The sequence below is a fragment of the Pseudomonas sp. SWRI68 genome (assembly GCF_014269165.1).
Classification (GTDB): domain Bacteria; phylum Pseudomonadota; class Gammaproteobacteria; order Pseudomonadales; family Pseudomonadaceae; genus Aquipseudomonas; species Aquipseudomonas capeferrum.
The window spans coordinates 123499-142060 of the sequence record NZ_JABWRU010000009.1 but is presented as its reverse complement, the minus strand read 5'-3'; the positions used below and the strand labels follow the sequence as shown (position 1 = coordinate 142060).

The window sequence follows — 18562 nt, the reverse complement described above, 5'->3', positions numbered from 1 at the left end:
TCGCGTGCGCCGTGTACGAATCAACGATAGCCAACCCGTGGCAAGGCGGACGGTTAAACCAGGCGTTGAACGTGCGTGGCACGCTCAGGGCTCGCCGAAGCTTAACGACTGAGTAGTCACCAACGCTTGCAGCGCTGCGACAATTTCGGTCAAGGGGCGGTAACTTTACGTTTATGGATGTACACAAGACTGTCAGAATTCCCTTCCGTTTCCTTTGACCCGAGCCTGTTCATGCAAATCAAGACCGCCCTGCTCTTCGCCAACCCTTGCGATGACGAGGAAGACAACATGGCGACCCTCTGCTGCCACGGCGACAAGGGTCAGATGGTCCTGCTCACCCGCTACCCGGATGAAGACACGGTCGACCTGACGCTCGATGACGAGCCCTCGACGCTGGATGGCTTGAAGGTGACCTTGACTGCCCAGCGCCTGCTGATCGAAGTGGCGGCCGGGGATCGCGATGCCTTGAAGGGGGATGAAACGCTGGAGATCATCCTGACCAGCGAACTGAGCGATATGGACGAGGTGAAGGAAACGCTGCAGAACATTCTGCAGGGGACCGGGACGTTCGTCTGCGAGGTCTGATACAAGCCCGAAGAGCGGCGAAGCGGCCCGATACAGGCAAAGTGGGGCTTAAGGTTTACACACGCCTGTTGGCAGCTTCGTAGACTTCATCGGCCGGCTCGTTGTCCTTGAAAATGACAAGATGGGTCGCATTCCCGCTGGTCACTTCCTTCAAGCGCGCACCAAACGTTCTAGCCATCGCCGTGGCAGACACAGCCTGCTCAGCTCTGGTCATTAGTCCACCCATCGCATGTTTGCTCCCGTCAGTTGCTGCATTGCCTCCGAAGACTACAGGGAGTAAGGATGGGATGCAGCTGCTCTTGCCGACTTGATAGCACACAATTTTGCGCAAAATAATACGCAAATGAATACGTACAAATGCCTTCCTGATAGGTGGTATGCCTCTGCGGAAGGCAGATTAGTGACCCAACAGAGGGTGTGCAACGAGATGCAGTCGGCAGAAGTTTTTGGGAAATGGACTACATCAGGGCGCTGACCTAGTCACGATTGAAGATCATGCCATTCGCTATTGGCCTGGCGCGTGTGGTTGCAGGAACGATCGGGCGGGACTATAAGAGCTCAAGCTAACTTGAGGTCAACCGGCGTGACAGTTAAATCATCCACCGACAGCTCGCGGCTGCTCACCGTCGGCGAGGTCGCCAAACGCAGTGGCGTGGCGGTCTCCGCCCTGCACTTCTACGAATCCAAAGGGCTGATCGCCGGCACCCGTACCGCCGGCAACCAGCGGCGTTACCCCGCATTGGTGCTGCGCACCATCGCCATCATCAAGGTGGCCCAGCGCACCGGCATCCCCCTCGAAGAAATCAAACGCGCCCTGGGCCGCTACCCGCCGAACAGCAAACTCACGGCCGCCCAGTGGGGCGAGATGTCATCGGCCTGGCGAGAAGACCTGAACGCCCGCATTCGCACGCTGGAGGCCCTGAGAGACAGCCTGGACAACTGCATCGGCTGCGGTTGCCTGTCGTTGCAAGACTGCCCGCTGCGCAACCCCGAGGACGTGCTGGGCAAGGAGGGATCGGGGGCCAGGATCCTGGAAAATGGCGGTGCTGCTGGGGGACGGTAAGCGCGGGCCTTTCATGGCGACCTGCATCTGATCATCGAGAAGCGATGACACATTGCTTGCTTATGACACAAAGTGTCATTAGTATCGATGTGTGTCCTAGCTTGCACGCTGTGCCAGCCAGGTAGTCATTACCGCCTTCTCATGCAGGTACTCTCCGTGACCACGACCATGCAGACCCCCAAGGACCAGCTCGTCAAACATGCCCAGCAGCAGATGCTGACTGCGCTGGCCGACAACACTTACACCCCGCGGCAGAAACTCGCCCTGACCTGCCGAATCCTGTTCGACGGCGGCCACGACTCCGGCCTGGCCGGGCAGATCACCGCACGGGCGCCGGAGCCTGGCACCTACTACACCCAACAGCTTGGCCTGGGCTTCGACGAGATTTCGGCCTCCAACCTGCTGGTCGTCGACGAAGACCTGAACGTGCTGCACGGCCACGGCATGGCCAACCCAGCGAATCGCTTTCACAGCTGGCTGTATCGCGCACGCCCCGACGTGAACTGCATCATCCATACCCACCCGTTGCACAGCGCCGCCCTGTCGATACTCGAAGTGCCGCTGGCCATCTCGCACATGGACCTTTGCCCGCTGTTCGACGATTGCGCCTTCCTCAAGGAATGGCCGGGCGTGCCGGTGGGCAATGAAGAAGGCGAGATCATCGCCGGGGCCATCGGCGACAAGCGGGCGATCCTGCTTTCCCACCATGGCCTGTTGATCGCCGGCCGCTCGATCGAGGAAGCCTGTGTGCTTGCTCTACTGTTCGAACGCGCCGCCAGGATGCAGCTGCTGGCCATGGGCGCCGGTGAGATCCGCCCGATCCCCGAAGCACTTGGCAAAGAAGCCCATGACTGGATTTCCACGCCCAAACGCCATGGCGCCGCGTTCAGCTATTACGCGCGTCGTGCCTTGCGTGCCCATGGCGACTGCCTGGGCTGATCGAAGTTGTCCCCCTTCCTGAACAACGGCAAAGGTACCTGGTCATGTCTACACCTGTAATTCGCGGCGTCATCGGCTACACCATCACCCCCTTCTCGGCAGACGGCTCCGTCGATCTGAACGCATTGGGTAGATCCATCGACAGCCTGATCCAGGCCGGCGTGCACGCTATCGCCCCGCTGGGCAGTACCGGCGAAGGCGCCTACCTGTCCGATAGCGAGTGGGAATCTGTGGTTCGCTTCAGCCTGGAGAAGGTCGCCGGCCGCGTACCCAGCGTGGTCAGCGTCTCGGACCTGACCACCGCGCGTACCGTGCAGCGTGCCCGCCTGGCTCAGGCGTGCGGGGCCACGGCGGTGATGGTGTTGCCCGTCTCCTATTGGAAGTTGACCGAGGCCGAGGTGGTCGACCACTACAGAGCGGTCGGCGCGGCGATCGACATCCCGATCATGCTCTACAACAACCCGGGCACCAGCGGCACCGACCTGTCGGTAGAGCTGATCCTGCGTATTCTGGGCGAAGTCGCCAATGTCACCATGGTCAAGGAGAGCACCGGTGATATTCAGCGCATGCACCGCCTGTACACCGCGACCGAAGGCAAGGTGGCGTTCTACAACGGTTGCAACCCGCTCACCCTGGAAGCCCTGGTTGCCGGTGCCACGGGCTGGTGCACCGCAGCGCCAAACCTGATCCCCGCGTTGAACCTGGCCTTGTGGGACGCCGTGCAGAACGGCGAGCTGGCAGAGGCGCGTGCGCTGTTCTACCGCCAATACGAATTGCTGGCGTACATCACCCGCCGTGGCCTGCCCACCACCATCAAGGCTGGGCTGAAAATGCGGGGCCAGGATGTGGGCGCACCGCGACTGCCCCTGCAGCCGCTGGACCCGCAAGGCAGTGCCTACCTCAAAGGGCTGCTGGACGCGCTCGCACCCCAGTAACGCACGCCCCTGTAGGAGCGGCCTTGCGTCGCGAAAGGGGTGCGAAGCAGCCCCAGCAATCTATGCGGCGAAGCTGAGATCCTGGGGCTGCTTCGCACCCCTTTCGCGACGCAAGGCCGCTCCTACCCTCAGCCACGGACACTGCCACCCGAGTGCACCACCCGCCCCGCCTCACCGGGCCGGTTGACGAACAGCAGGTCAAGCGTGCTATTGCGCAGCCCTTTAACAGGGTTCCAGTTCGCCGATGTATGAATGTAGCGCTCGCGCAACAGCCGTTGCTCCTGCTCGGTCAAATGCGCGTGGTCACTACGCCCCAAGGCAAAATCATGCAGCTTGCGGCTGATTTCGCCCAACTCATCCGGCACTGCATAGGCCTCATCGTTGCCCAACTCGGCAAACGGCACGCCCGCGCGCAGCGCCAACTCACGCATGATGCTCAGACGGCCTGGATAAATTTGCCAGCCGCCATTAGTCGCCACCCCCCCGGATAGATTAAAGTATCACCCCTTGCCGAGGCAGCTGCCCCCCAGCGCGCCTGCGGCCCAATACCAGGAACCGTCGCCGATGGAACACCGTGAAGCGCTGATCGCGCTGCGCACCTTTCTTTCCTCCCAGATCCTAGGCCAGGAGAAGCTGGTCGAGCGGCTGCTGATCGTGCTCCTGGCCGACGGCCACATGCTGGTCGAGGGCGCCCCGGGCCTGGCCAAGACCAAGGCCATCAAGGAGCTCGCCGAGGGTATCGAAGCGCAGTTCCACCGCATCCAGTTCACCCCCGACCTGCTCCCTGCCGACATTACCGGCACCGAAATCTACCGCCCGGAAACCGGCAGTTTCGTGTTCCAGCAGGGGCCGATCTTCCACAACCTGGTGCTGGCCGACGAAATCAACCGCGCCCCGGCCAAGGTCCAGTCGGCGCTGCTCGAAGCCATGGCCGAGCGTCAGGTCAGCGTGGGCCGCAGTACCTACGACCTGTCACCGCTGTTTCTGGTCATGGCCACCCAGAACCCCATCGAGCAAGAGGGCACCTACCCGCTGCCCGAGGCTCAGCTCGACCGCTTCCTGATGCACGTGAAAATCGGCTTCCCGGACGCTGCGGTGGAGCGGCGCATCCTTCTGCAGGCCCGCGGCGAAGCACTGGGCGGCGAGACCAAGCCCGAGCGCCGGGTCAGCCAGCAGGCGATCTTCGCCGCGCGCAAGGAAATCCTCGGCCTGTACATGGCCGACGCCGTCGAGGAATACCTGGTGCAACTGGTGATGGCCACACGCACCCCGGCCAAATTCGACACCGAACTGGCCGACTGGATCGCCTACGGCGCCAGCCCCCGCGGCTCGATTTCGCTGGACCGCTGCTCACGTGCCCATGCCTGGCTGGCCGGGCGCGACTTCGTCAGCCCCGAGGATATCCAGGCGGTGCTGTTCGACGTGCTGCGCCACCGCATCATCCTGTCGTTCGAGGCCGAGGCTGCGGGGATCGACCAGGACCGGGTGGTCCAGCGTATCCTCGACGTCGTCGCCGTTGCCTGAGCCCATGCCCACCGCGCAGCTGGCCGAGCCCGGCATCCGTATCGGCCTTGCCGAGCTGATCGACATGCGCCACCGCGTGCGCGAAATCCAGCTGTTTTCCCGGCCCGGCCAGCGCAGCCCGCTGGTGGGCCTGCACCACTCCAAGCTGCGCGGACGCGGCGTGGACTTCGACCAGGTGCGCGTCTACCAGGCCGGCGACGATGTGCGCAACATCGACTGGCGCGTCACCGCGCGCACGCAGGAGCCACACACTAAGCTGTTCCATGAAGAGCGCGAGCGGCCGATCTTCATTCTGGTCGAGCAGAGCCAGCGGCTGTTCTTCGGCTCGGGGCTGATGTTCAAGTCGGTACTGGCAGCCCAGGCCGCAGCACTGTTCGGCTGGGCAGCGCTGGGGCACAACGACCGCATTGGCGGGCTGGTGTTCGGCGACAACGAACACCACGAAATCAAGCCGCGGCGCAGCAAGCAGAGCCTGCTGCAGTTGCTCAACCGCCTGGCCAAGGTCAACCAGTCGCTGCACACCGAAGCCACGCCCCAGGCCGACAGCCTTGGCCTGGCCTTGCGCCGGGCGCGCGAAGTGCTGCGCCCTGGCAGCCTGGCGATCATCATCTGCGACGAACGCGCGCTGACCGACCAGGTCGAGCAACACCTGGCCATGCTCTCGCGCCACTGCGACCTGTTGCTGCTGCCCGTCTCCGACCCGCTCGACCACGCCTTGCCCGCTGCCGGCCTGTTGCGCTTCGCCCAGCGCAGCGCGCAACTGGAGCTCGACACCCTGGACGCCAGCCTGCGCCAGGCTTACCGCCAGCAAGCCGAGTCGCGTATCGAGCGCTGGGAACTGATGGCACAGAAGCTGCGCGTGGTGCTGATGCCGCTGAGCACCCAAAGCGAGATGATCGAGCAGTTGCGCGAGTACCTCAACGCCCAGCGCGCGGGGAGCAGTAAATGAACCCGCTGGACCAGTTGCACCCGCTGATCACCCCAGAGGCAATCGGCCTGTGGCCACCGGCACCGGGTTGGTGGGTGTTGCTGGCCTTGCTGCCGCTGCTTGCCTGGGGCCTGTGGCGTATGCGCCGTTGGCGCCCCGGCAAACGCCGCATCGTGCGTGCCGAGCAACCGCTCGACCCAGTGCGCGTGGCCGCCCTGGCCGAACTTGCTCGCCTGCCGCGCCCCTATGACGGAGCCCCGGCCGGCGCCTGGCTGCAGCAGATCAACGGCTTGCTCAAGCGCCTGTGCCGCAGCCACTACCCCGGTGCCAACAGCCACACGCTCAACGGTCGCCAGTGGCTGGCATTTCTCGACAACCGCTGCCCGGCCGCCGGCCTGACCCGCTGGATGGTGCTGGTCGAAGGCGCCTACAAGCCTGAGTGCAAACTCGACGACAAAGCCATCGTCGGCCTCAGCCAGGCTGTCGAAACCTGGATCCGCAAGCATGTTTGAACTGGCCTGGCCGTGGATGTTCGCCCTGCTGCCGCTGCCGTGGCTGGCACGCATGATGCTGCCCGCCGCCGACAGTGGCGAGCCGGTGCTCAAGGTGGGCTTCCTGAACGAGCTGGAAGGCCTTGCCGGGCGCCGGGCGCGGCTCAACCTGCCGACCTGGCGCCAACAGGCGCCCTTCGTCATCATCTGGCTGTTGCTGCTGTTGGCCGCAGCCCGCCCGCAATGGCTCGGCGACCCAGTACCGGTGGCGGCCAGCGGTCGCGACCTGCTGGTGGCGGTGGATGTGTCGGGCTCGATGGACTTCCCCGACATGCAGTGGAAGGACGACGAGATCAGCCGCCTCGACCTGGTCAAGGCGCTGCTGGGCGACTTTCTTCAGGACCGCGAAGGCGACCGGGTCGGCCTGATCCTGTTTGGCAGCCAGGCTTACCTGCAGGCCCCGCTGACCTTCGACCGGCGTACCGTGCGTACCTTCCTCGACGAAGCGCAGATCGGCATCGCCGGCAAGAACACCGCCATCGGTGACGCCATCGGCCTGGCGGTCAAGCGCCTGCGCCAGCGCCCGGCACAGAGCCGGGTGCTGGTGCTGATCACCGACGGCGCCAACAACGGCGGGCAGATCCACCCGCTGACCGCCGCCCGCCTGGCCGCCCAGGAAGGCGTGCGCATCTATACCATCGGCATCGGTGCCAACCCCGAGGCCAGCGGCACTCCTGGCCTGCTGGGCCTCAACCCGAGCCTTGACCTGGACGAAGCCTCGCTCAAGGAAATCGCCGACATGACCCACGGCGCCTACTTCCGCGCCCACGACGGCGCCGAACTGGACGCCATCGGCGACGCCCTCGACGAATTGGAGCCGGTGGCCCAGCAACCGACCCAGGCGCGCACCGCCAAGGCCCTGTATGCCTGGCCCCTGGCCCTGGCGCTGTTGCTCAGCGTGCTGCTGGTAGTGGCCGTGCAATGGCCCGACAACCGTCTGCAGCGCCTGCTGCGCAAACCGCGCTTTCTGCAGCCGCATCCGGAATGGCGCCAGCGCCTCAAACGCCTGCGGCTGAGGAGGCGGCGATGATCGAGCTCTGGCCACAATGGTTGCGCCCCCTCTGGCTGCTGGTCGTGCCGCTGCTCGGCTGGCTGCTGTTCAAGCTTTGGCACCGGCGCAAACGCGCCGGGCGCTGGCAGATGATCTTGCCGCCGGCCTTCCATGCCGTGCTGCTTGGGGGCGGCAGCGGCAGCACCAGCAAACTGCCCTGGGTCGTGCTGGGCCTGGCCTGGGCACTGGTGGTCATGGCGCTGCTCGGGCCGAGCTGGCAACGCGTGGAAGAAAACCGCCAACGCCCGGCCGACCCGCTGGTGATCCTGCTTGAACTCACCCCACAGATGCTCGCCGAGGACAGCCCACCCAACCGTCTGGAGCAGGCCCGGCGCAAGGTCCTCGACCTGCTCGAACACCGCCACGACAGCCAGACCGCACTGATCGTCTACGCAGGGTCCGCCCACACCCTGGTGCCGCTGTCCGACGACCTGGGTACCACCCGCAACCTGCTGGAGGCGATCGACCCGTCGATCATGCCCAAACCCGGCCAGCGCGCAGACCTGGCGGTGCAAAAAGGCCTGGCCTTGCTGGCCCAGAGCGGCCTGGGGCAAGGCCGCCTGCTGTTGATTGGCTCCTCGCTCAGCGCAGCGGAACGCCAAGGCATCGTCCAGGCCCTCGGCCGCCAGGGCCCAAGCCTGCTGATGCTGGGCATCGGCAGCCGCGACGGCGCCCCGGTGCGGCAGGCCAACGGCGAATTCCTCAAGGATGACCAGGGCGGCATCCTGCTGCCACGCCTGGACAGCGCCAGCCTCAAGGCATTTGTCAGCAGCACCGGCGGGCGCTACCGCAATGCCCGGGTCGACGACCTCGACCTGCGCGGCCTGGGCCTGTTCGACAACCCGCGCGCCTTGCGGAACGACGGCCAGACCTTGCAACTGGATAGCTGGGCAGACCAGGGCTACTGGTTGCTGATTCCACTGCTGCTGCTGGCAGCCTGCGCCGGCCGTCGCGGCTGGCTGTTCTGCCTGCCGCTATTGCTGGCCCTGCCGCAGCCCAGCCAGGCGTTCGAGTTCAATGACCTGTGGCTGCGCCCCGACCAGCAAGGCCAGCGCCTGCTCGAACAGAACCGCCCGGCCAGCGCCGCGCGCCATTTCCAGGACGCGCAATGGCGCGGCATGGCGCTGTATCAGGCCGGCGATTACGCCGGTGCCGCCCAGGCCTTCTCCGAAGGCAATACGGCGGCAGCGCACTACAATCGAGGCAATGCCCTGGCCCGCAGTGGTGAGCTGGAAGCCGCGCTGGACGCCTATGACCAGGCCCTGGAGCGCCAACCCGACCTGCAACCGGCACTGGACAACCAGGCGCTGGTCCAGCAAATGCTGCAACAGCGTGAGGCCAAGGCCGAACAACAAGCCGCCAGCAGCGAAGCCCAAGGCACACCCGGCAGCGAAACCGAAGGCAACAGCAGCTCGGCCAGCAACCCCGCACAGGGCACGCCCGGCAGTGACGAACACGCCAACGCCGAACAACCCGGCGAAGGCAGCAACAACAGCCAGGCCACACCGGGCAACCAGGGCGGCGCCGCCGACGACATCATCCAGCCACCCCAGCGCCCAGTGTCCACCAGCCTCGACGCCGAACAGCGTCAAGCCCTTGAACAGTGGCTGCGGGAGATCCCCGATAACCCGGCGGAACTGCTGCGGCGCAAATTCTGGTATGAACAGCAATTGCATCAGGACAACCCACAATGAGTCGCTTCGGCGTCTTTCTCCTCGGTTTCTTATGGGCCTTGCTGGCCCAGGCCGAACCGATGCTGCAAGCCAGCGTCGACCGTACCCGCCTGGGCGCCGGCGAAAGCCTGGAACTGACCCTCGAAAGCCAGGACGTGACCCAGTTTGGCAAGCCCGACCTGCGTGCCCTGGAGGGCGACTTCGAGGTGCGTGGCACTCGTCAGTTGAACAGCCTGCACACCCTCGACGGCGAAACCCGCGCCAGCACCCGCTGGATCATCACCCTGCTGCCACGGCGCAGCGGCAGCCTGCGCATCCCGGAACTGCAACTGGGCCAGTCACGCAGCCAGGCCATCGACCTGCAAGTGCTGCAGGCCGATGCCAGCCGCCAGGACAGCGCCTCCCAAGTGTTCATCGAAGCGACCCTGGACAGCACCGATGTGTATGTCCAGGCCCAGGCGGTGCTGACCCTGCGCATCTACCATTCGGTGGCGCTGTATGACGACAGCAGCCTCAGCCCGCTGCAGTTGGACAACGCCAAGGTCGAGCCTTTGGGCGAGTCGCGCACTTACGAAAAGGAAATCAACGGCGTGCGCCACGGGGTGATTGAAACCCGCTATGCCGTCTATCCGCAGCAGAGCGGCGGCCTGGAAATCCCCCCCCTGACCTTTACCGCCACCGCCGCCGCCAGCGTCGACGACGAACAATCGCCCGCCGCAGCGCCGCGTGCCGGCCGCCAGGTGCAGGTCAGCTCGCTGCCGCTGCGCCTCGCCGTGCGCCCGATTCCGGCGGCCTGGCCGGCCGGTGCGCCGTGGCTGCCCGCACGCAGCCTGACCCTTGAAGAGCACTGGAACCCCGACCCAGGCAGCCAGCAGACGCAGATTGGCGATTCCCTCACCCGCAACATCACCCTGCGCGCTGACGGTTTGTCCAGCACTCAGCTGCCGCCGCTGCCGGCCACCGAGATCACCGGCCTGCGCCGCTACCCCGACCAGCCGCTGCTGCGCAACGAAATCAACGACCGCGGCATGACCGCCAACCGCGAGGAGCGTGAGGCTCTGGTGCCTACCCACAGTGGCGAGTTGGCCCTGCCAGCGCTGGAAGTATCGTGGTGGAACACCCGTGAAGATCACCTCGAGCACACCAGCCTGCCGGCGCGAACCCTGGACGTTCAGGACAACCCGGCGCTGAGCGCCGACACCCCGGTCGGCGACAGCCGTTCTGGCAGCGGCTTGCTGTGGCCTTGGCAGCTTGCCACGCTGGTGTTGGCCCTGACTACGCTGCTGGGCTTCACCCTGTGGTGGCGGGCGCGCTCGCAACCGGCGGTGCTGCGCGCCGCGCAACAAGGCCCCAGCCCACGCACCCTGCTGGACGACCTCAAGCGCGCCTGCCAGGCCAACGACCCGCAGGCCACGCGCCAGGCGCTCGACGCCTGGGCACGCCAGCAACCGCAGACGCTGGCGGAGATGGCGGCGCGTTTCGTGCCGTTGTCCGATGCGCTGGATGGGCTGAATGGGGCTTTGTATAGCGAGAGTGGCCAGTATTGGCAGGGTGAGGATTTGTGGCGGGCGATCGGTACCATTCCGCCGGCCGAGCAGGTGCTGCTGCCTTCCGGGGATACGGGGGGGTTGCCGCCGTTGTATCCGAAGTGACATGTGGGCTGCAGCGGGTGCAGGGCTTGGCATTTTCAGCGCCTATGAGATCGAGCGCCGGGGCTGGCAGGTGCTTGCCACAACGTACTCAGGGCCTATGAGATCGAGCGCCGCGCGGGCGGCGCTCGATCTGATAGGCGCTGAAAGACTCATGACATGCACCTGTACCCCCACATCCATTCCCCCACAGGCAATCCCCCTCAGGCATGCCCCTCTCCCCCACCATTGAGTTACCATACCCCTCTGCGCAACGCCCATCATCCAAGCCAAGCCCCCCGCTTGCTCGACTCGACACCAACAGGTCATCCATGCGTCTGTTTCATACCTCCGACTGGCACCTGGGCCAAAGCCTGCACGGCCAGGAACGCGATTTCGAACACGCTTGCTTCCTCCACTGGCTGCTCGGCCAACTGCACCTGCGCCAGCCGGATGCGCTGCTGATCGCCGGCGACATCTTCGACACGGTCAACCCACCGGTCAAAGCCCAGGAGCGCCTCTACGACTTCATCGTCCAGGCCCACGAGCAACAGCCCAAGCTGGACATCGTGATGATCGCCGGCAACCACGACTCCGGCTCGCGCATCGAACTGCCCGCAGCATTGATGCGCCGCCTGCGCACCCACGCCCTGGGCCGTGTGCACTGGCTCGACGAAGGCCAGCTGGATGCCGAGCGCCTGCTGATCCCACTGACCAACGCCCGCGGCAAAATCAGCGCCTGGTGCCTGGCGCTGCCCTTCCTGCGCCCCGCGGAAGTGACCGGCCCGCAGCTGGGTGACGATTACCTGCAAGGCATCACCCAGGTGCACCAGCAACTGATTGCCGCCGCCCTGCAAAAACGCAAGAAGGACCAGGCGCTGGTCGCCATCAGCCATGCCCACATGGCCGGCGGCGCCGTGTCGGAAGACTCCGAGCGCAGCCTGATCATCGGCAACGCCGAGGCCTTGCCGGCCAAGCTGTTCGACAAGGCCATCAGCTATGTCGCCCTGGGCCACCTGCACAAGCCGCAGAAGGTCAACCGCGAAGACCGCATTCGCTACAGCGGCTCGCCGATCCCACTGTCGTTCGCCGAGATCAACTACCCGCACCAGGTGCTGGAGGTAGAGCTGGACGGCGCCGAGCTGGTCAGCGTCGAAGCGCGCCCGGTGCCTCGCGCCGTGGCCCTGCAACGCATCGGCCCGGCACCGCTCGGCGAGCTGCTGGCACAGCTGGCCGAACTGCCGGTGATCGACCTGCTCGAAGACCCTAACCGCCAGCCCTGGCTCGAAGTGCGCGTCGTGCTGGACGAACCGCAGCCCGACCTGCGCCAGCAAATCGAAGGCGCCCTGCAAGGCAAAGCCGTGCGGCTGATCCGCATTGGCGCCGAATATGCCGGGCGCGCCAGCGCCGAGGACGACGACCTGGCCTTCGTCGAACTGTCCCAGATGACCCCGCAAGACCTGTTCAGCCGCGCCTGGGAGCAAGCCTACGGCAACCCCGCCGATGAACAGGCCTTGGCCGACTTCGCCCTGCTGTTGCAGGACGCACAGCTGGAAGAGGAACAGCCATGAAGATTCTCGCCATCCGCCTGAAGAACCTGGCATCCCTGGCCGGCCCGATCGACATCGATTTCACCGCCGAGCCGCTGGCCAGCGCCGGCCTGTTCGCCATCACCGGCCCGACTGGCGCCGGCAAGAGCACGCTGCTCGATGCCCTGTGCCTGGCCCTGTTCGGCACTGTCCCCCGGCTCAACGACATTGGCCGCGAAGCCAAGGTGCCGGACGCCGACGGCGAGATCCCGACCTCCGACCCACGCAACCTGGTGCGCCGAGGCACCGGCAGCGGTTTCGCCGAAGTCGACTTCGTCGGCATCGACGGCCGTCGCTACCGTGCCCGCTGGGAAGCCAACCGCGCCCGCGACAAGGCCAACGGTAAACTGCAGCACAGCCGCCAGAGCTTTTATGACCTGGACAGCGAGCAGGTACTGGCCAGTGGCAAGCAGGAATACAAGCAACTGGTCGAAGCGCGCCTGGGCCTGAACTTCGAGCAGTTCACCCGCGCGGTGATGCTGGCCCAGAGCGAGTTCGGCGCCTTCCTCAAGGCCGACGACAAGGAACGCAGCGAACTGCTGGAAAAGCTCACCAACACGGCGATCTATACCCGCCTTGGCCAGCGTGCCTTCAGCAAGGCCCGCGAGGCCGGCGAGGCGCACAGTGCCCTGAAGGACCGCGCCAGCCACCTGCTGCCCATGCCGAGCGATGCCCGCGCCGAACTCGACCAGCGCCTGGAGCAGGCACAGCAGCAGTTCAAGGCCGACCAGGCGCAAGAGCGCCAGCTCGAGCAACAACGTACCTGGCTCGATGAACAGCGCCAGCTGCAGGTACAGCAGGGCGAAGCCAGCTCAGCATTGCAGGCCGCCGAGCAGGCTTGGCAGCACCTCACCGATCAGCGCCTGGACCTGGAGCGCCTGGAGCGCCTGGCGCCCCAGCGCCACCAGTTCCACCGTCAGCAGGCCCTGGCGGCGCAGCTCGCGCCGTTGGCCAGCGAGCTCAGCGAACAACACCGCCAGCAGAGCGACCTGCAAGGCCGCATCGGCGAACTTGAACGGGCCCTCGAATCAGCCCGTCAGGCGCTGAGCCAGGCCCAGGCCAGCCAGGGCGACAACGCCCCGCGCCTGCGCCAGGCCTTCGCCGAGCAAGACACCCTCACCCGCCTGGAGCAAGAACTGACCAAGGCCCGCCAGGCCGGCCAGCAGGCCGACCTGGCCGCCGCCGAGCTCGAGCAACAACTGCAGCAGTTGGCCGAGCACCAGCAGCGCAGCCAGCAGCAACTGGCGCAGATCGATACTGCCCTGGCCGAGAGTGCCCCCCTGGCTGCCCTCACCAGCGCCTGGCAGGCTTATCGCCCACAGCTGCAACAGTTGCTGCAGATCGGCAACCGCCTGAACCAGGGCGGCGAAGAGCTGCCGGGCCTGCAGGCCCAGGCCAGCCAGGCCAATGCGCAGTTGCAAACCCAGCGCGACGCACTCGAAGTGCTGTTCCGCGAAGCCGCAGCAGAGCCCCAGGCCTTGGCCGAACAGCTCGACCTGCTGGGCGGCATGCTGCAGGAAAACCGCAAACAGCAACGTGCCGTGGAGCAACTGTCGCGCCTGCATGCCCGCGAGCAGGAGCTGCAACAGGGTATCCAGTCACTGCGCGAACGCCAGCAACTGGCCCTGCAGCAACGCCAGCAACTGATTGGCGAAGGCACCGCCGCCAAGGCCGAGCTTGAAGCTGCCGAGCAGGCGCTGGCGCTCACCCGGCAACTGCTGGAACGTCAGCGCCTGGCGCGCAGCACCAGCGTCGAAGAACTGCGTGCGCAATTGCACGAGGGCGAACCCTGCCCGGTCTGTGGCAGCGCCGAGCATCCCTTCCATCAGCCCGAAGCGCTGCTGCAAAGCCTGGGCCGGCATGACCAGGCCGAAGAAGCCACGGCCCTGGCACAGGTCGAGCGCTTCAATAGCCGCCTGATCGAGTTGCGCACCCAGGTGGGTGTGGTCAATGGCCAGATCAAGGAGTATCAGCATCAACAGGCGCAACTGAGTGAGCAGTTGCAGCCCCTGGCCGAGCAACTGGCGGCCCATGCCCTGTGGCCCGCACTCAGTGCCCATGAAGACACGGCCCGCAGTGCCTGGCTGGACAGCCAACTGCGCCGCCTCGACCAGGAAATCGGCCGTGACGAACAGCGCCAAGCCACGCTGCTGACCCTGCAAAGGGATGCCACCCGCCTCAATCAGCAGTTGCAAGCCGCGAGCGAAGCCCAACAGCAGGCACAACGCCGCCTGGACCAGCAGCACCAAGCCCTGGCCGCAGACCAGGAACGCCTTGAGCAGGCCTTGGCCGATTTTGCCAACCTGCTGCCGCCCCCTGTGCTGCAGGCCCTGCGCGATGAGCCGGCGCAGGCCTTCCTCAGCCTCGACCAGCAGATCGCCCAGCGCCAGCAACAGCTGGACCAGCAAAAGGACGAACTGCAAGAACATCAGCAGCGCCTGCAACAGCTGGAGCGCCTGCACGACCAGCAGCAAACCCGCGTGCAGCGCCAGCAAGAACTGCAACTGCAGGTCAGCGGGCTGGCCGAACAGATGGACAAGGCCCGCGCCGCCCTGGCCGAGCTGCTGGGTGAACACCCGCGTGCCGAGGACTGGCAACGCCATCTGGAGCAACAGGTAGAGCACGCCCGCACAGGCGAAGCCGAGACTGCCGAACAGTTGCAACAGGCCCGCACTCATGCCCTGCAGCTGGCCGGCGAACTCAAGGCCAATAGCGCCCGCCAGCAGGCTTTGGACCACGAACACCAGCAGTTGCAGGGTGAAATCGCTCAGTGGCGCGCCGCACACCCCGAGCTCGACGATAGCGGCCTCGACCGCCTGCTGGCCATGGACGACGCACAAGTGGGCGAACTGCGCCAGCACCTGCAAGTTGCACAAAAGGCCATCGAACAAGGCCGCGTGCTGTTGCAGGAGCGTGAACAGCGCCTGCAGCAACATACCGCGCAAGCCAGCGTCGAGGCCACGGCCGAAGACCTTGAGCAGTCCCTCGCAGCTCTGCGCACGTTGCTGGCCAACCATGAACAGCAGTGCGCCGAGCTGCGCGCCGCCCAGGCCGAAGACCAGCGTCGCCAACTGGCGTATCAGGCGCTGGCAGAGGACATCGAACAGGCCCATCAGCAATGGCAGCGCTGGGCGCGCCTGAATGCGTTGATCGGTTCGGCCTCTGGCGATGTGTTCCGCAAGATCGCCCAGGGTTACAACCTCGACCTGCTGCTGCACCATGCCAACAGCCAGTTGCGCCAACTGGCGCGTCGCTACCGCCTCAAGCGCGGCGGCAGTGCCCTGGGCCTGCTGGTGCTGGACACCGAGATGGGCGACGAGCTGCGCTCGGTGCATTCGCTGTCGGGCGGTGAAACCTTCCTGGTATCGCTGGCCCTGGCACTGGGCCTGGCATCGATGGCCTCGAGCACCCTGCGCATCGAATCGTTGTTCATCGACGAAGGCTTCGGCAGCCTCGACCCAGAATCACTGCAACTGGCCATGGATGCCCTCGACGGCTTGCAGGCTCAGGGCCGCAAGGTCGCGGTGATCTCCCACGTGCAGGAGATGCATGAACGCATCCCGGTGCAGATCCAGGTGCGCCGCCAGGGCAACGGCCTGAGTGACGTCGAGGTGTGCGGGTGATCCTCTACTCGTTCCGCCGCTGCCCCTGGGCCATGCGCGCGCGCCTGGCCCTGCGCTATGCCGGGTGCGAAGTACGGGTCGAGGAAGTGGCGATGAAGAACAAACCGGCCGCGCTGCTGGCGTTGTCGCCCAAGGGTACGGTGCCGGTGCTGGACACCGGTACCGGCGTGCTGGAGGAGAGCCTGGACATCATGCGCTGGGCGCTGGAACGCAACGACCCGCAGGACTGGCGGCTACGGGCGGACCCGGCGGCGGCGCAACAGGCCGAGGCGCTGATCGCCCGTAACGACTCCACGTTCAAGGCGCAGGTGAACCTGTACAAGTACGCCGAGCGATACCCTGAGCATTCCCGCGAGCACTACCGCCAGCAGGCCGAAACCTGGCTGGCAGCGCTTGAAGTACTGCTTGAAGGCCGGGCTTACCTGCTGGCCGATCATCCGAGCCTGGCCGACGCCGCGTTGCTGCCCCTGATGCGCCAGTTTGCCGGGGTCGAGCCGCAGTGGTTCGCCGAGGCGGCTTATCCGCGGGTGCGGAGCTGGCTGGAGGGGTGGCTGGCGTCGGACCTGTTCAAGGCTGTCATGGCCAAGTGACCTGACACGGCCCTTGTGTAGGAGCGGCCTTGCGTCGCGAAAGGGGCGCGTAGCGGCCCCAAGTTCTGTGTCGCTACACAGATTGCTGGGGCCGCTGCGCAGCCCTGTTCGCGACGCAAGGCCGCTCCTACACAAAAGCCGGGTAGTGCTCAGTGGCCGTGCTTGCCACTCAAGGCTGCATGGAAATGCGCGCTCTGGCGCAGGTACTGCTCGGTATAGCTGTGGGTACTGGACACCTTGCTGCTGGTGTCGGCATGGGCCTGTGCCGGCAGCACGACCGAAGCGGAGATGGCGGATGCGGCGATGACCGGGAAGAGATTGAAGTTCATCTGGGCTTACCTCGACGGCGGTGGTTTGACGTTGGCCCGTTTGGGCCTTGGGTCAAACTTACGCCGCCAAGGTCGCCGCTAGAAATTCATTGCGACAGTAACCATTATCACGCTGATCGATAGTCACTCGATGAATTTCAGGTCCGACGGCGCATCCTGTGGCAGCGTCTGCACCGTGTCCCCCAGTTTGCCGCTACGCGGATCGCGGCGCATGACCACAATCTGGTTACTCTTCTGGTTGGCCACGAGCAGGAAGTTGTCGCTGGGGTCCAGGGCAAATTCCCGAGGGTGATCACCTTCGACCGAACGGCGCTGCAAGAACGCCAGTTGGCCATCATCCTTACCTACGCTGAACGCCACGATCTCGTTGGCCGTGCCCCGATTGCTGACATACAGGAAGCGCCCGTCCGCCGACAGGTGCAAGCCACCACTTGCTTTCGCCGCGGCATCCTGGCGCTCGGTCAGGGGCAGGCGCTGGCGTTCGACAAGGTTGCCTTCCTGAACATCGAACATCACCACCTCGGCGCTCATTTCCAGGGTCAGGTAAGCGTGTCGCCCCTTGCCGTCGAACAGCAGGTGGCGCGGGCCGCTGCCCGGCGGCAAGGCCACTGAAGCAGGAATCGCCGGGGTCAGTGGGTGGTCCGCGCTGGCGCCATCGTAGCGATAGATGAACACCTTGTCGGCGCCCAGGTCGCTGGCATACAGGTGCTGCCCATCCGGCGACAGCACCAGCGAATGCACATGGGCGCCGGCCTGGCGTTCGGGGTTGGCGCCACTTGGCTTGTGCCGGGCCTGCTGCACCACCGCCTTGAGCTTGCCGTCCTTGGCCACCGGGATCACCACCAGGCTGCCACCGGGGTCTGGCTTGACCGCGTAATTGGCAACGAACAGGTAGCGCTGGTCGCGGCTGAGGCTGGCGTGGGTTGGCTCGTCGCCCCGGCTGGCCACCTGGTTGAGGGGTTTGATCTCGCCTTTGCTGCTCACGCTGAAACTGCTGACGTGGCCCTGAACGGTTTCGTTGACGGCGAACAGTTGCCGCTGGTCGGCCGAGAGCACCAGCCAGGAGGGGCTCACGCTCTTGACCACCTGTTGCGGGGTGGGGTCGATATGGCCTGTCGTGCTGTCGAACCGGTAGCGGTAGATACCTTGGCTGGCGCCATCGGTGTAGCTGCCCACCAGCAGTGTGGCAGCCTGGGCATTGAGGGTCAGGGTCATCAGGCTAGCGGTCAGCAGGCTCGTCCAGATTCGCTTCATCGTCGTCTTCATCCGGGGCACGAAAGGCACTCATACAGACTAGACGATGCTCGCCCTGGGCATCGCTGAGCTGCCACTCGTCACCCGTGGCGATGGCGGCGGCGACCTGTTCGGCGGTGAAGGCCCAGCGGCGCAGCTGGCGGCCGTCCATGCATTCGACGGTGAGGCCGGTTTCGTTGGCGGTGAAGTCGAAGGCGTGCAGGCCGTCGATCAGCAGCATGTCGCAGGCTGCGAGGGCGGTGGCAAGGGGGGACATGGGGATACCAGTTAGAGAAGTGCCGGCATTATAACCCTGGGGCC

The 18562-nt window shown here is 65.5% G+C and carries 16 protein-coding genes and 1 pseudogene; 13 read left to right on the top strand and 4 right to left on the bottom strand.

From position 1 onward, the window contains the following. Positions 1–231 precede the first annotated feature (231 nt). The 4 genes from HU770_RS15530 (at position 232) to HU770_RS15515 (ending at position 3522) form a co-directional block, all read left to right on the top strand. Positions 232–585 (top strand): hypothetical protein, encoded by a 354-nt coding sequence (locus HU770_RS15530; protein ID WP_033700495.1) that lies wholly within the window; start codon positions 232–234, stop codon positions 583–585. A gap of 616 nt (positions 586–1201) precedes the next feature. Then, positions 1202–1648, top strand: coding sequence for a redox-sensitive transcriptional activator SoxR (gene soxR / locus HU770_RS15525; protein WP_081874759.1), 447 nt, complete (start codon positions 1202–1204; stop codon positions 1646–1648). Between the two features lie 156 nt (positions 1649–1804). After that, positions 1805–2587 carry an aldolase gene (locus HU770_RS15520; protein ID WP_186664119.1) on the top strand — a complete coding sequence of 261 codons (783 nt, stop codon included), beginning with the start codon at positions 1805–1807 and terminating at the stop codon, positions 2585–2587. Positions 2588–2631: 44 nt separating this feature from the next. Further along, a complete protein-coding gene (locus HU770_RS15515; protein ID WP_186664117.1) occupies positions 2632–3522 on the top strand; it encodes a dihydrodipicolinate synthase family protein in 891 nt (296 codons plus the stop codon). A gap of 128 nt (positions 3523–3650) precedes the next feature. Here the strand turns inward: HU770_RS15515 and HU770_RS15510 are convergent. After that, positions 3651–3980: pseudogene (locus tag HU770_RS15510) on the bottom strand (hypothetical protein); the annotation flags it as partial. 106 nt (positions 3981–4086) lie between these two features. Between HU770_RS15510 and HU770_RS15505 the strand changes: the two are divergent. From HU770_RS15505 to HU770_RS15465, 9 genes are all read left to right on the top strand, one after another. Continuing rightward, complete coding sequence (locus HU770_RS15505; protein WP_033700499.1) at positions 4087–5046, top strand: MoxR family ATPase; 960 nt, start codon at positions 4087–4089, stop codon at positions 5044–5046. A 4-nt stretch (positions 5047–5050) separates the two neighbouring features. Further along, the gene (locus tag HU770_RS15500; protein WP_033700501.1) at positions 5051–5995 is read left to right on the top strand and encodes a DUF58 domain-containing protein; all 945 of its coding nucleotides are present in this window, start codon (positions 5051–5053) and stop codon (positions 5993–5995) included. After that, positions 5992–6486, top strand: coding sequence for a DUF4381 domain-containing protein (locus tag HU770_RS15495; protein ID WP_033700502.1), 495 nt, complete (start codon positions 5992–5994; stop codon positions 6484–6486). Before HU770_RS15500 ends, HU770_RS15495 begins: the two co-directional genes overlap by 4 nt. After that, positions 6479–7555 carry a VWA domain-containing protein gene (locus HU770_RS15490; RefSeq protein WP_186664113.1) on the top strand — a complete coding sequence of 359 codons (1077 nt, stop codon included), beginning with the start codon at positions 6479–6481 and terminating at the stop codon, positions 7553–7555. The genes HU770_RS15495 and HU770_RS15490 overlap by 8 nt, the downstream gene beginning before the upstream one ends. Further along, positions 7552–9270: a tetratricopeptide repeat protein gene (locus HU770_RS15485; RefSeq protein WP_186653918.1), complete on the top strand. Its 1719-nt coding sequence runs from the start codon at positions 7552–7554 to the stop codon at positions 9268–9270. Before HU770_RS15490 ends, HU770_RS15485 begins: the two co-directional genes overlap by 4 nt. Then, positions 9267–10901 carry a BatD family protein gene (locus HU770_RS15480; RefSeq protein ID WP_186653916.1) on the top strand — a complete coding sequence of 545 codons (1635 nt, stop codon included), beginning with the start codon at positions 9267–9269 and terminating at the stop codon, positions 10899–10901. Before HU770_RS15485 ends, HU770_RS15480 begins: the two co-directional genes overlap by 4 nt. 308 nt (positions 10902–11209) lie before the next feature. After that, positions 11210–12448 carry an exonuclease SbcCD subunit D C-terminal domain-containing protein gene (locus HU770_RS15475; RefSeq protein ID WP_033700507.1) on the top strand — a complete coding sequence of 413 codons (1239 nt, stop codon included), beginning with the start codon at positions 11210–11212 and terminating at the stop codon, positions 12446–12448. Continuing rightward, entirely contained in the window at positions 12445–16089 is a 3645-nt protein-coding gene (locus HU770_RS15470; RefSeq protein ID WP_186664111.1) for an AAA family ATPase, read from the top strand. The genes HU770_RS15475 and HU770_RS15470 overlap by 4 nt, the downstream gene beginning before the upstream one ends. Next, positions 16086–16679 carry a glutathione S-transferase gene (locus HU770_RS15465; protein WP_186664109.1) on the top strand — a complete coding sequence of 198 codons (594 nt, stop codon included), beginning with the start codon at positions 16086–16088 and terminating at the stop codon, positions 16677–16679. Before HU770_RS15470 ends, HU770_RS15465 begins: the two co-directional genes overlap by 4 nt. Before the next feature lie 149 nt (positions 16680–16828). On the opposite strand, the gene HU770_RS15460 is transcribed toward HU770_RS15465, so the two are convergent. The 3 genes from HU770_RS15460 to HU770_RS15450 all read right to left on the bottom strand — a co-directional run bounded on the left by HU770_RS15460 (position 16829) and on the right by HU770_RS15450 (position 18518). Then, entirely contained in the window at positions 16829–17008 is a 180-nt protein-coding gene (locus HU770_RS15460) for a hypothetical protein (protein WP_186664107.1), read from the bottom strand. 123 nt (positions 17009–17131) lie between these two features. Further along, on the bottom strand, positions 17132–18262 hold the full coding sequence (locus tag HU770_RS15455; protein WP_202883654.1) for a lactonase family protein: 1131 nt from the start codon (positions 18260–18262) through the stop codon (positions 17132–17134). After that, on the bottom strand, positions 18228–18518 hold the full coding sequence (locus HU770_RS15450; RefSeq protein WP_033700512.1) for a DUF5629 family protein: 291 nt from the start codon (positions 18516–18518) through the stop codon (positions 18228–18230). The genes HU770_RS15455 and HU770_RS15450 overlap by 35 nt, the downstream gene beginning before the upstream one ends. Positions 18519–18562 lie beyond the last annotated feature (44 nt).